Genomic DNA, 13111 nt, shown 5'->3' with positions numbered 1-13111 from the left:
TGCGTGACCTGCGCTTCGCGGGAAGACGAACAGCGCACCAACGGAGGGGCGCACCACGGTTTCGTTCGACATCTATCACCACTCGTCCATCGCGAATCGGCTGAAAGTTCGCAGTATCGAGTGGTCCGGGTCACGGTGGCTATGACCCTTCGGACAGGCCTTTCTTACCTGTAAGTAAGTTTCAAGCCCGTGACCTGCACCGTGCGTCGAACGGGTCCGGTCGGGTGACGGAGGAACGTGACGATTCCGTCACCCGACCGACCACCGAAGCGCTAGCGGAGGCGGGGAACGAACACCGCGCCTAATCCCTCGGGTAGCCCTGGCGCAGCAGGCCGTAGGTGAGGGCCTGCTCCAGCGCGACCCAGGAGGCGTCGACGACGTTGGGGCCCACGCCCACCGTCGTCCACTCCCCCGTTCCATCGCTGAAGGTGATGAGGATCCGGGTGATCGCGTCGGTACCCGAGGCGCCCTCCAGGATGCGGACCTTGTAGTCGGTCAGCTCCAGGCCGGCCAGCGCGGTATAGGCGTTCTCCATCGAGCCGCGCAGCGCCCGGTCCAGGGCGTTCACCGGGCCGTTGCCCTCCGCGGTGGCGATCACGCGCTCGCCCTTGACCCGCAGCTTCACGGTGGCCTCGGTCAGGCTCACGTAGTCGCTGGACAGCGGACCCGACCCGGTGGCCGGACGACGTTCGGTCAGCACCCGCCAGGATTCGGTCTCGAAGTAGCGGACGGGCTCACCCATCTCCTCGCGCAGCAACAGCTCCAGGGAGGCGTCGGCCGCCTCGAAGCTGTACCCGGACAGTTCCAGGCCCTTGACCCGGTCCACGACCCGGCCGGACAGACCACGATCGTCGGACAGGTCCAGACCCAGCTCCTGGGCCTTGAGCTCCACCGAAGCGCGCCCGGCCATGTCGGATACGAGCATGCGCATCCGGTTGCCGACCAGCTCCGGGTCGGTGTGCTGGTACAGGTCGGGGTCGACCTTGATCGCCGAGGCGTGCAGGCCCGCCTTGTGCGCGAACGCCGATACCCCCACGTAGGGCTGGTGGGTGTCGGGGGCCAGGTTGACGATCTCGGCGATCGTGGTGGCCACCCGGGTCATCTCGCCGAGGCAGCCCTGGGGCAGCACCTCACGGCCGTACTTGAGGGTGAGCGCGCCCACCACGGAGAACAGGTTGGCGTTGCCCACCCGCTCGCCGTAGCCGTTGGCGGTGCACTGCACGTGGGTGGCTCCGGCGTCCACGGCGGCCAGGGTGTTGGCGACGGCGCAGCCGGTGTCGTCCTGGGCGTGGATGCCCAGGCGCGCACCGGTGGCCTCCAGCACCTCGGTGACCACGCGGCGGATGTCGCCGGGCAGCATGCCGCCGTTGGTGTCGCACAGGACCACCACGTCGGCGCCCGCCTCCGCGGCGGAGCGCACCACGGACAGGGCGTACTCGGGGTTGTGGTGGTAGCCGTCGAAGAAGTGCTCGCAGTCCACGAACACGCGCTGCCCGTGTTCACGCAGGTGCGAGACGGTGTCGGAGACCATGGCGAGGTTCTCGTCCAGGGTCGTGCGCAGGGCACGTTCGACGTGGCGGTCGTCACTCTTGGCGACAAGGGTGACGACCGACGCGCCGCTTTCGCGCAGCGCGGCCACCTGTGGGTCGTCGGCGGCCTTCACACCGGAACGGCGGGTCGCGCCGAACGCGGTGAGTCGCGCGTGTTCCAGCTGGAGCTCTTGTGAAGCCCGCTGGAAGAACTCGGTGTCCTTGGGGTTGGAGCCGGGCCAACCGCCCTCGATGAACGCCACCCCGAAGTCGTCCAGCTGCTTGGCGATGGCCAGCTTGTCGGAGACCCGAAGGTTGATCCCCTCGCGCTGGGCTCCGTCGCGCAGCGTGGTGTCGAAGACGTGGAAACTGTCGTCCCTCATTGGTGGAACTCCCGAAGGTGGATGTGCACGGCGGCCCCGGCCAACAAAAAAGACCCCTCGTGGACACGAGAGGTCAGCGCGCTGGCAGGGTCCGGATTCTCTTCCCTGCGTCATCGCGGGAAGTCGTCAGCCAGCGCGCCCCTGAATAATCACGACCTGGGACGGCATGGGGCCAGTGTGCCATACCGGCCCCGAAGAGTCGCACCTCGGGGCCGGTTTGTCTCACTCTTCAAGACGCGAATTTCCCACTACGGACATCTCGGACCTCAGGGACCCGCGGGGGCCGGGGTCTGCGGAACCACGGCGGACTCGGCCTCCTGGGTCATGGCGTCGAGCTCCTCCTGGGTGATGAGCGGCTCCATCGGCGGGCGGTCCTGCGGTGTGTTGAGGATCTCGTCCAGGATCTCCCCGCGCGGGTCGACCCACCCGGGATCGCCCTCCGCGGGCGGGGCCGGAGCCGCCGGCTCGGCCTCCTGTCCACCGCCGGGCGCCGGATCACCGGCCGGGGCGACGGCTTCGCCGTGGTGCGCCTCCTCCGCGACGTGCTCCTCCTCCGGTTCGTCGGGGTGGAGCAACGGGGTCACCGTGCGCTCGGAGTCGGAGGGTTCGTCGGCGGACTCCGAGGGGGTCGGGGCCGGCGGGTTCAGCGCCGCCGAGACCTCCGCCGCGCCGTAGGCGACGGCTCCCACCACCAGACCGGCGCAGGCGGTCAGGGCGACCCTGCCCGGCCACGGGGATCGGGGGCGGGCGTGGGCGGAACCGTCCGGGGCGGGGGACGGGGACTCGGTCATGGGGGACTCCAGGGGATGAGGGGGATCGATGACACGGGCCGCCCGGGACGCCCCGGGCGGCCCTCAGCCGACTAGAACTTGGTGATCCAGTCGTACTTGTCGGCGCGCAGACCCGTCTGCAGGCCGACGAGCTCCTCGCGCAGCCGCATGGTGACCGGGCCCGGGGTGCCGTCGCCGATGGTGAACTCACCGTCGTCGCTCTTGACGTGACCGACCGGGGTGACGACCGCCGCGGTACCGCAGGCGAACACCTCGGTCATCTCACCGGACTCGGCGGCGCTCCTCCACTCGTCGATGGACAGGGGCTTCTCCTCGGCGGGGATGCCCAGGTCGGGGGCGAGCCTGAGCAACGACTCGCGAGTGATACCGGGCAACAGGGTTCCGGTCAGCGAGGGGGTGCGCAGGCGCGCGTTCTCGCCCTCGCCGAACACGAACCACAGGTTCATGCCGCCCATCTCCTCGACCCAACGGTGCTCGCGGGCGTCCAGCCACACGACCTGGTCGCAGCCCTTCTCCACTGCCTGCGACTGGGCCAGGAAGCTCGCGGCGTAGTTGCCGGCGACCTTCGCGGCACCGGTGCCGCCCGGGGCGGCGCGGGTGAAGTCCTTGGACAACCAGACCGTCACCGGCTGGACGCCACCGGAGAAGTAGGAACCCACCGGCGAGGCGATGAGCAGGTAGACGTAGCTGCGGGAAGGGTGGTTGACCCCCAGGCCGACGTCCGTGGCGACCATGAACGGACGAAGGTAGAGACTGAAGTACTCCTTGTCCGGGACCCAGTCGCCGTCGTGTTCGATGAGCAGTTCGATGGACTTGAGGAAGAGCTCCTCGGGCAGCGCCGGCATGGCCATGCGCGCGGCGCTCCGGTTGAAGCGGGCGGCGTTGGCCTCCGGGCGGAAGGAGGCGAGCGAACCGTCCGGGTGACGGTAGGCCTTGAGCCCTTCGAAGATCTCCTGCCCGTAGTGGAGGGCGGCCGTGGCGGGGTCCAGGGACAGCGGGCCGTACGGTTCGATTTTGGCGTCGTGCCAGCCCTCGCCCTCGGTGTAGCGGATGCTCACCATGTGATCGGTGAACACCTGACCGAACCCGGGGTTCTCCAGCAGTGCCTCACGTTCCCGCGGGGTCTTCCGCCGGTCGGAGAGCTGGACGTCGAACGTCAACCCAGTGGTGGTGGTGTTGTTGTTCATGTTGTCGGTGGTCCTCTCGGGTGCATCGGGTCGGCAGCGCCGCCGACCTGGAATCTAGTGTGTCGGAAGAGCGCACCCGGGGCCAGAGCGGACCATGGACGGTCGCACGGACGACGGGCGCGCCGGATGTTCCGGACGCGCCCGTTCGTGGGTCATGAGGTGGCTGAAGTCCCGCTACGGCCGCGCCCGCTGTTCGAGGCAGGGCCGGAAGCGGTCGCCTCAGCCCTGCTCGGCTACTCGCGCGGCGAGGTCGTCGCCGATCCGGGAGGTGGACCGGACCGCGTCGCTCTGGGCGCGGGTCTTCAGGTCGATGGAGACCGCCTGCTCGATGCGGCGAGCGGCCTCGGGAACCCCCAGGTGATCCAGCATCGCCGCGGCCGACAGCACCGTGGCGGTCGGGTCGGCCTTTCCCTGGCCCGCGATGTCGGGCGCCGAGCCGTGGACCGGCTCGAACATGCTGGGGAAGGTGTTGTCGGGGTTGATGTTACCGCTGGCGGCGAGGCCGATGCCGCCGGTGATGGCGGCGCCGATGTCGGTGATGATGTCGCCGAACAGGTTGTCGGTGACGACCACGTCGAAGCGGCCCGGCTGATTGACGAAGAACATCGACGCGGCGTCGACGTGGCAGTAGTCCACGGACACCTGCGGGTACTCGGCGCCGACCTCCTTGACCGTGCGCTGCCACAGCTCGCCGGCGAAGGTCAGGACGTTGTCCTTGTGCACCAGCGTCAGCTTCTTGCGGGGACGCTCGGCGGCCTTGTCGAAGGCGTACCGGACCACGCGCTCGACCCCGAAGCGGGTGTTGACACTGTCCTGGGTGGCGATCTCGTGCGGGGTGCCCTTGCGCAGCACACCGCCGGCGCCGGCGTAGGGGCCCTCGGTGCCCTCCCGAACGACCAGCATGTCGATGTCCTCGGGGGAGACATCCGCCAGGGGGCTGTCCACGCCGGGGTAGAGCCGGACGGGGCGCAGGTTCACGTAGTGGTCGAAGTCGAAGCGCAGGCGCAGCAGCAGGCCGCGCTCCAGGACGCCGCTGGGGACGGAGGGATCGCCGACCGCGCCCAGGTAGATGGCGTCGTGTCCGCGCAGTTCCTCGGCGACGGTGTCGGGCAGCGTCTCACCGGTGCGGTGCCAGAGCCGGGCGCCGAGCTCGTATTCGGTGGTCTCGATGGCCAGGTCGTGTTGGGCGGCCACGACCCCCAGCACCTTGAGGCCTTCGGCGACGACCTCGGGGCCGATCCCGTCTCCGGGGATGACGGCCAGTTTCACGGTGCGCGCTGCCATACGGACTGCCTCTAACTCAGACGTGACCACGCCCGTGTTTCTCACATGACGAGATCAAATGAACAGTAGGTGAGACAACTGTACCGGCCCGAACGACCGGCACAGTCCCCCACCCGCGAATTCGCTCAGGCGCGACGGTTGATCGCGTCCTGCAGGGCGCGAGCGATCTCGTCGTCGGTGTCGGGCGCGGACGGGTACTCGATCATGTCGTACATGTGATCCTCCGGATGCGTCGTGCGACGGCGCCCGAGCACGACGGGGCCATCACCGCTGAACGGCGTGGGCGACGGTGTCCACGAAAGAAGGGGGACAAGGAGTTCGCCCCGGCGGGATCGCCTGCCGGAGTCGCCGGAACGGGCCCCGGTGGGGGCGGGTTCGGCGTGGATCGTGGCGCCCGGCAGTGTGCCTACACCACTGACTCCTAGGACTTCAGACTATCGGATGTCCAACTATATGACCAGAACTTCTCACCATGTGAGAAGCCTTTGTGTTTTCGCTGATCAGAACGGTGAAAACGAACCACATCGACGCGGAGATCGGCCCTGTGTCACCTCCGGAGCCCGCCGAGCAACAACCACGCACCGCGTCCCTGGGTCAGCGCCCGAATCCGGCGTTCCCATCGCTCGACCTCCGTCCGCCAGCGGGTCGCGTCCCTCTCCGCCTTGCGCATCTTCTTGTGCCAGTCCTTCGGCGGCCCCTCACCGCCCCTCTCCGACACGGTGAGAACCTCGGCGTGATCCAGCACGTGCACACCCCACAATCGGGCGACGGCGGCGTCCCGGCCCGCCATGTCCGCCCCCAGGTGCCGCGCGCGAGCGAAGGCCGCAGTGCGCTCCAGACGCAGTGGTTCGGCCCTTCCGCCCGCGCCCACGGATCGGACGAGACCGGCCCCCTCACGGTCGGCGGCCCCTGTCAGGACACGTACCGCGCACCTCCTCGGGCGTGTACCGGGAGACAGCAGGAGCCGGAAGGGGACGTCCGGGTCGGGCTCCGGTTCGGTTTCCGCGAAGCGCGTCCTCGGCTCACAGCGGTAGTTCTCGTGGAGGAGTCGCACGTCAACCGCCGGGTCGTCGATCGTGGCGTGTCGCCCCGGTGTGACCCACCGCCATTGGCCCACCAAGGTGACCCGGATGTCCGCCACGTCACCCGCGAGCAGGGCGTCCACCGTTTCGACCACGTCGTCGAACGTGCGACCCACCGTGTCGACCACCACGTCGACGAAGGGCACCTGCCAGGTCCGCCCGGGTATCCGGCGGCGAGTGTACTTGCGAGGAACCCGGTTCTCCAGGAAGGGACGCCCATAGCGCGCCGCCTCCTCCCCTCGTCGCTCCGTCGTCGGTACTCCCAGATGCAGACCCACGGACTCTTGCTCCGGGACGAACACCGCGCCCCGTTGCGAAAGCCGGTACCCGAGTTCGCTGTCCTCTCCCAGGACCAGGTCCGGTGACGTCCCACCGACCGCCTCGAACAGCTCGCGCCGCGTCGAGGCCGTGGCCCCCGTGAACACCTCCCAGGCCCGGTGCCCGGCCGAGCGCAGACCATCGGTGCCTTCCAGGATCTCGGCCATCCACTCCATGCCGCTCGCGCCCGGGAACAGGTGCTCGTCGGTCTCCGCCCGGGACACGTGCTCGTGGACATCGGCGGGGGTGAACTCGCGGCCCCGCTCCTCACCGAAGACCGTCCGACCCATGACGACGAGGTAGTCGGCCAGATGGTGCCACCTCATCTGCGCCTCGACGTGCCGCCGACCGACGACCATGTCGGCGTCCAACCGCAGCACGACCGACGTCGAGCAGGCCCTCACACCCGCCCCGACCGCGTGCCCGGGCCCCCATCCCTTCTCCGGAGCGACCAGTAGACGGGTGTGCTCCGGGCGGATCGGAGGCAGCCGCAACGGCGGATCACTGCCGTCATCCACCACCACGACCTCCATCAGGCCGCCCGGATAACTCTGCGCCGCCAACGAGGCCAGGGTCAGATCTAACTTCTCCTGACCACCATGGGCCGGAACCACCACACCCACCGACAACTCGGGCTCCCACTCCCCCAGCGCGGGCGGCTCCAACACCGAATAGTCGTTACGGCGCAGCCTGGGACGCCGAGGGGGCTCGTTCTCTCCCACCACTGCGCGACCGTTCCTCGCGCCCGGTGTCTCGCCCTCGGCCATGTACCCTCCCCCGCCCATCAGCCGATGGCCCGACGCAGGAACCGACCGGCACGGCTCCCGGTCAACCAGCGGAACCGGTTCTCCAACTTCGTGGCGCGCGCCTTGTGGAACTCGGCCCGCGCCTGTTCCCGTTCCAACCGTGCCCGCCAGTCCTTTGGCGGTTCCTCCTCCGATCGGATCGAGGGTTCCTCCACCTCTTCACCCGGCATGGACAGCACCGACTCACCGGCGATCCAGTGCACACCGAAGAGTTCACCCACCATGGTGTCCAGGTCCTCGGCCCCCTCCCCCAAGCGCCGCGCACGGGCGAAGGCCGCCGCACGCTCCAGGCGAGGCCCGTCCAGGTCGTCGCCGACCCCGGTCACCAGGACCAGGCCCGCCCCCGTCTCGTTCGCCTTCGCCATCAGCAGGTGGATCCCATCGATGGTCGGGATCTGCCCGGGCCGGATCGACATCCGGAAGGGGACGTCCGGGTCGGGTTCCGACACGGTCTCGGCCAGACGTACTCTCGGCTCGCATCGGTAGTGCTCGTGGAGGAGCCGTGCCTCCAGCGCCGGATCGTCCAGGACCCGGTGCCGCCCCGACGTCACCCGCCACCATTCGCCTACCAGGTGGACCCGGACGTCGCACACCCGGCCCGCCAGCATCGCGTCCACAGTCGCGGCCACATCATCGAACCGGGCTTCCGTCGCGTCCAGCACCACGTCGACCCTCGGCACCTGCCACTGCCGTCCGGGCAGGTCCCGTCGCCCTCCGCTGAGGGGAAGCCTCGTGCCCACGAAGGGGCGACGGAACCGGGCCCCCTCCTCCTTGCGGGTCTCCATCTGCGGCAGTCCCAGGTGCCAACTACTGGTCTCCAGCTCAGGGACGAAGACCGCCCCGTTCTGAGCGAACCTGTATCCGAGATGGGTGTCCTCGCCGAGGACCAGTTCGGACGCGGCCCCACCGGACTCCTCGAAGAATTCCCGACGCACCGAACCGGTGCCGCCGATGAAGAAGTTGAACACCTTGTAGTCCGCGGTACTCAGGTTCCTCGTCCGCTTGTAGGCGCGGCGCAACCACCCCAGTTCCTCACCCGGTGTCCGGACCAACGCCTCCGGCTCTCCCCGACGCACCGCGTCGAACACCTCGGTCGGCTCCAACTCTCCGGGGTCGTGGTCGACACAGCGCAGGTGCCCGGTGACCGCCAGGTAGTCCGCCAGGTGGTGCCACCGCATCTGCGCCTCGACATGTTCCCGGAAGGCGATCATGTCCGCGTCGAAGAACAGGAGGACGTCGGCGTCGGTGGCCGCGGCTCCGGTCCGCACCGCGTGTCCGCGAGCCCAACCTCCGGGCAGGCTCGGTACGATCCGGGTGTGCTCCGGGTGGATCGGAGGCAGCCGCAACGGCGGATCACTGCCGTCATCCACCACCACGACCTCCATCAGGCCGCCCGGATAACTCTGCGCCGCCAACGAGGCCAGGGTCAGATCCAACTTCTCCTGACCACCATGGGCCGGAACCACCACACCCACCGACAACTCGGGCTCCCACTCCCCCAGCGCGGGCGGCTCCAACACCGAATAGTCGTTACGGCGAATGAGCGGGCGAGGCGCGGACCGCTTCCGCACCGGGTCGGCTTGAACAAGCGTCATCGTTCACTCCCGGATGTCGTCATGTCGAAGGGGCTCTCGCCGGCCGCCCTCACCGGCGCGTCCATGAGGTCGGGTTCCAGCAACACGCTGGGCCGCCAGCCACGCCACTGTTGGTGTGCTCCCCGCAAGAAGTAGCCGGGGTCCTCGCTCCAGGTGTGCCCGTCCGGCCTGCGGCGGATGACGCACCCCAGACCATGGGTGCGGTAGATCGCGCCACCCATAACGCGTATGTCGTCGAGGAGACCGGCGTCCTCATCGACCTTCCATGGCCGGAAACCGCCGACCTCCTCCATGACGGTGCGGTCGGTCAGCATCGCGGCACCGGTCACGTGCCGGGCGAAGCGCTCGGAGCGGACCGGGCGTCGAACGGTGAGATCCAACTGTTCCAGGTGGTAGTACTCCGTCGCGCAGCCGACCAGGTCTGCGCCGGAATAGCGGCGGGCCCACACCAGATCCGACAGATGATCCGGCCCATACCAATCGTCATCGTCCATCTTCGCCACCAACGAACCACTCGCCCGCGCGATCGCCCCGTTCAACACCGAACCGAACACCATCCCCGAATCCGGCTCCCACACCACCAGGGAACGCCCACTCCCCCGGAAGATCTCGACCGCCTCCGACACACCAGGAGCACCCACCCCGAAACCGTGCAGCGCCAACACCACCTCCACATCCACACCCCGCTGACGCCCCACCTGACGCAAAGCGAAACCCACCATCTCCGGCCGCCGCGTACACAAAACAACCGACACCGAAGGCTCTACCGACCCACCACCCGACCGATACCAACGCGCCTGCCGCCCGAACAGCCGCAACGCCACCCGCCGCAACCGCACACTGTGCTCCTCACGCAGCAGCTCGTCGACGAACCCCTCCTCACTCACTCGCCCGAGAAGCGCGTGGAGTTCCTCGCCCAAGGGCCGCGCCCACATCGGCGGTCGGGCTCCCACCAGCGGGATGCCCGCGGCGGCCAACCCGGCCACCGCACGCACCGCCGCCACCGGCCCACTGTGCCGCCCCCACTCCACCCGCACCGCACGCAGATCACGCAAACCCGCCACCACCACATCCGACACGGCACCGTCATCCGGCACCCGCCAACGCACCCCACCCCCCACGACCAACACCCAACGACCACCCCGCGAAACCAACCGCCCCACCTTGGCCGACGAAGACCTCGTGAACCCCATCGGATTCACCACCCGCTCATCCACAGCAGGCACCGCATCCACTGACAGACGGGAGGGTTCGGCCGCCCCGTGTACGGCGCCCGGCTCGCCCAGGCGCCGCCAAAGCCGCTCGGGCTCGGTTCCTTCCGGCGCGGCGGACGGTATGGACTCGACGGGACTCCGTCGTCCTCCCACCAGGGAGCGGGCCACCGCCATCAACACCTCACCCGACTCGACCGGGTCGGTGAAGGAGAACTCCCACGCCCAACCCCGATTCGGTAGACGGCGTGTCCTTGAGCTCAACAGGCCCTTCCACTGCCCGATACCCGGTGGGGCCGGTAGCGGCGGGCCCTGGCGCGGTACGGTGTCCAGCACGACGATCATGGCCCCGGCCGCTCGTGGAAGCCCGTTGCTCCTGCTCCAAGTGCGCAGGTCGATCGTGCTCGCCGCGACGAGCACGAGCAGGTCCACCTGTTCGTCCGCCGTCCCGCCCTCGCCCGCTCCCAGGTCCAGGGCCCGGACCCCGGCCCCTTCGGCCACACCCGCCACCACGCGGTCGGTGCGCGGGCCTACGTGGGCGACCAGGACCGACTTCGCTCCGTGTGCTCGCAACGCTCCGGTCAGCAGATCCCCGATCACCGCGTCACCCTCATGTCGTGTGCCCGATCCTCGGAGTCACCACCCAGGTCCCTCCAGGCGACGGCGAGTTCGGTGAGGGGAATGTCCTCGGGATCGGGCTCCAGCAACGCACTGGGCCGCCAGCCCCGGAGCTGGCGGTCCCCCGAGGCCTGGAGGAAATGGCCGGTGTCGACCCTCCAGGTGTGCCCACCAGCCTTGCGGCGGAGCACGTAGTTGCAGCCGTGACCACGGTGGATCCGGCCGCCCATGCGCTCGATCCCCATGAGCAGCCGGGTGTCCTCGGCCGTGGGCACCGGGGAGAAACCGCCCACCTCCTCCAGGGTCCTGCGGTCCATCAACAGGGTTCCTCCGGCCGCCCTGTGCCACAGGGCTTCGGTGGCCCCACCCAGACGCACGGTCCGATCCAGTGCTTCGAGGTAGACGAAGGAGGCCACGGCCCCCACCAGGTCGGCTCCGGAATAATGGCGGGCCGCCACCAGATCCGACAGATGATCCGGCCCATACCAATCGTCATCATCCATCTTCGCCACCAACGAACCACTCGCCCGCGCGATCGCCCCGTTCAACACCGAACCGAACACCCTCCGCGAATCCGGCTCCCACACCACCAACTCACGCCCCGAAGCACGATAGGCATCGACCGCCTCCGACACACCAGGAGCACCCACCCCGAACCCGTGCAACGCCAGCACCACCTCCACATCCACACCCCGCTGACGCCCCACCTGACGCAGAGCGAAACCCACCATCTCCGGCCGCCGCGTACACAAAACCACCGACACCGAAGGCTCTACCGACCCACCACCCGACCGATACCAACGCGCCTGCCGCCCGAACAGCCGCAACGCCACCCGCCGCAACCGAACACTGTGCTCCTCACGCAGCTGCGCATCGGCCATCCACGACTCGTCGACGGAAGCGACCGAACACGACAACTCACCGCCCAGGCACCGGGCCCAGACGGGCACCGGACCGCTCAGCAGCGGAACGCCCGCGGCGGCCAACCCGGCCACCGCACGCACCGCCGCCACCGGCCCACTGTGGCGCCCCCACTCCACCCGCACCGCACGCAGATCACGCAAACCCGCCACCACCACATCCGACACGGCACCGTCATCCGGCACCCGCCAACGCACCCCACCCCCCACGACCAACACCCAACGACCACCCCGCGAAACCAACCGCCCCACCTTGGCCGACGAAGACCTCGTGAACCCCATCGGATTCACCACCCGCTCATCCACAGCGGGAACACCACCCACCGACACATCCGGCCCGCCAGCACGACCGACCAACGCGCCGGGGCGGCCCAACTCCTCCCAGGTGGGACCCACGCCGACGGCACCGTCCGAGCTCTCCGGCACCGGTACTTCCCGGCCCTGGCGACCGCCCACCATCCCCTGGGCGACCGCACGAAGGACCGCCTGGACCTCCACCGGATCGGTGAAGGTCAACGCGCAGGACCAACCCCGGTCCGACAGGCGACCCACGTGGAAGTCCAGCAGCCCTTCCCACTGCCCCGAACCTGGCACCACCGGAAAGGGCGGCCCGATGTGCGGGGCCGAGGCCATGACCACGATCCGGACCTCAGTGGCCGACGGCAGCCCACCGCTCAGGGGGACGGCGGCACGCAGGTCCGCCGTGGTCGCCGCGAGGAGAACGAAGCGTTCGATGGCCCCCGCGAACGGGCGCCCGGCCGCGCGCCGCAGGTCGACAACCTCGATTCCGGGCTCAGGGCGGGCAAGGTTCGGTGCGGTTCGCACACCGATATGGCACAGCACCAGACGCCCCTGCCCACGCCCCCCGAGGGCCTCGGCCAGAACTCCATCCATCACGAGACCACCCGAGCGGCCACCGAGGCACCCCCGAATACCTGCACATCGGACAACCCGTCACGGATCTCCGTGCGCAGTTCGGTCACCGAATCGGCCACGGAGTCCAATCGATCGGTCAACTCATCGGCCCGGCCGAACAGTTCGGCCCGATTCTCCCCAGCGATCTCGGCGACCTCTCGCACCTGTCGATCGAAACCACGTCGCAATTGCCTGATCTGAACAGTGGTACGCCGCACCTGGATCACGAGCAGCACCACCAGGCCCGAGAGCGCCGCCAGAGCCGTGATCTGCACGGCCGACCAAACGTCGATCAGCCCTTGAGCGAACAACAGTCCGAGCATCGTGGACACCGCGACCGTGGAAGACAGGAACAGGAGAACAGGACGACGCCGCAGAAATCGCAATTCGAGCTCCATTCGAACAGATCGGTGGGGTTCCTCCAAAACCGACCACGAAGAACGCTCACATGCGGTCGGCCCGAGGACACGAT

General features: G+C 68.9%; 9 protein-coding genes. All 9 read right to left on the bottom strand.

The features are described 5' to 3' along the window. Positions 1-301: 301 nt before the first annotated feature. The 9 genes from cimA to ACWGSK_RS11120 all read right to left on the bottom strand — a co-directional run bounded on the left by cimA (position 302) and on the right by ACWGSK_RS11120 (position 13025). Complete coding sequence (gene cimA, locus ACWGSK_RS11160; protein WP_358512776.1) at positions 302-1912, bottom strand: citramalate synthase; 1611 nt, start codon at positions 1910-1912, stop codon at positions 302-304. Positions 1913-2178: 266 nt separating this feature from the next. Beyond that, positions 2179-2703 carry a hypothetical protein gene (locus ACWGSK_RS11155; RefSeq protein WP_452455778.1) on the bottom strand — a complete coding sequence of 175 codons (525 nt, stop codon included), beginning with the start codon at positions 2701-2703 and terminating at the stop codon, positions 2179-2181. Between the two features lie 71 nt (positions 2704-2774). Beyond that, positions 2775-3890 carry a branched-chain amino acid aminotransferase gene (locus ACWGSK_RS11150; RefSeq protein WP_358512772.1) on the bottom strand — a complete coding sequence of 372 codons (1116 nt, stop codon included), beginning with the start codon at positions 3888-3890 and terminating at the stop codon, positions 2775-2777. A gap of 219 nt (positions 3891-4109) precedes the next feature. Further along, positions 4110-5174, bottom strand: coding sequence for a 3-isopropylmalate dehydrogenase (locus ACWGSK_RS11145; RefSeq protein ID WP_358512770.1), 1065 nt, complete (start codon positions 5172-5174; stop codon positions 4110-4112). A 547-nt stretch (positions 5175-5721) separates the two neighbouring features. After that, positions 5722-7341 (bottom strand): glycosyltransferase, encoded by a 1620-nt coding sequence (locus tag ACWGSK_RS11140; RefSeq protein ID WP_452455777.1) that lies wholly within the window; start codon positions 7339-7341, stop codon positions 5722-5724. Between the two features lie 17 nt (positions 7342-7358). After that, positions 7359-8975 (bottom strand): glycosyltransferase, encoded by a 1617-nt coding sequence (locus ACWGSK_RS11135; RefSeq protein ID WP_358512766.1) that lies wholly within the window; start codon positions 8973-8975, stop codon positions 7359-7361. Then, the gene (locus tag ACWGSK_RS11130; RefSeq protein ID WP_452455776.1) at positions 8972-10786 is read right to left on the bottom strand and encodes a glycosyltransferase; all 1815 of its coding nucleotides are present in this window, start codon (positions 10784-10786) and stop codon (positions 8972-8974) included. The genes ACWGSK_RS11135 and ACWGSK_RS11130 overlap by 4 nt, the downstream gene beginning before the upstream one ends. Further along, positions 10783-12549, bottom strand: a complete 1767-nt coding sequence (locus ACWGSK_RS11125) for a glycosyltransferase (RefSeq protein ID WP_452455775.1) — start codon at positions 12547-12549, stop codon at positions 10783-10785. The genes ACWGSK_RS11130 and ACWGSK_RS11125 overlap by 4 nt, the downstream gene beginning before the upstream one ends. A 68-nt stretch (positions 12550-12617) precedes the next feature. Further along, positions 12618-13025, bottom strand: coding sequence for a hypothetical protein (locus ACWGSK_RS11120; protein ID WP_358513567.1), 408 nt, complete (start codon positions 13023-13025; stop codon positions 12618-12620). Positions 13026-13111: the final 86 nt, after the last annotated feature.

The organism is Nocardiopsis sp. NPDC055551 (assembly GCF_053619415.1).
This window is presented reverse-complemented; position numbering and strand designations above follow the sequence as displayed.

What these genes read in the sequence shown, in the direction of transcription:
- cimA (WP_358512776.1), bottom strand. Translation starts at nt 1,912, where the DNA reads ATGAGGGACGACAGTTTCCACGTCTTCGACACCACGCTGCGCGACGGA.
- ACWGSK_RS11155 (WP_452455778.1), bottom strand. Translation starts at nt 2,703, where the DNA reads ATGACCGAGTCCCCGTCCCCCGCCCCGGACGGTTCCGCCCACGCCCGC.
- ACWGSK_RS11150 (WP_358512772.1), bottom strand. Translation starts at nt 3,890, where the DNA reads ATGAACAACAACACCACCACCACTGGGTTGACGTTCGACGTCCAGCTC.
- ACWGSK_RS11145 (WP_358512770.1), bottom strand. Translation starts at nt 5,174, where the DNA reads ATGGCAGCGCGCACCGTGAAACTGGCCGTCATCCCCGGAGACGGGATC.
- ACWGSK_RS11140 (WP_452455777.1), bottom strand. Translation starts at nt 7,341, where the DNA reads ATGGCCGAGGGCGAGACACCGGGCGCGAGGAACGGTCGCGCAGTGGTG.
- ACWGSK_RS11135 (WP_358512766.1), bottom strand. Translation starts at nt 8,975, where the DNA reads ATGACGCTTGTTCAAGCCGACCCGGTGCGGAAGCGGTCCGCGCCTCGC.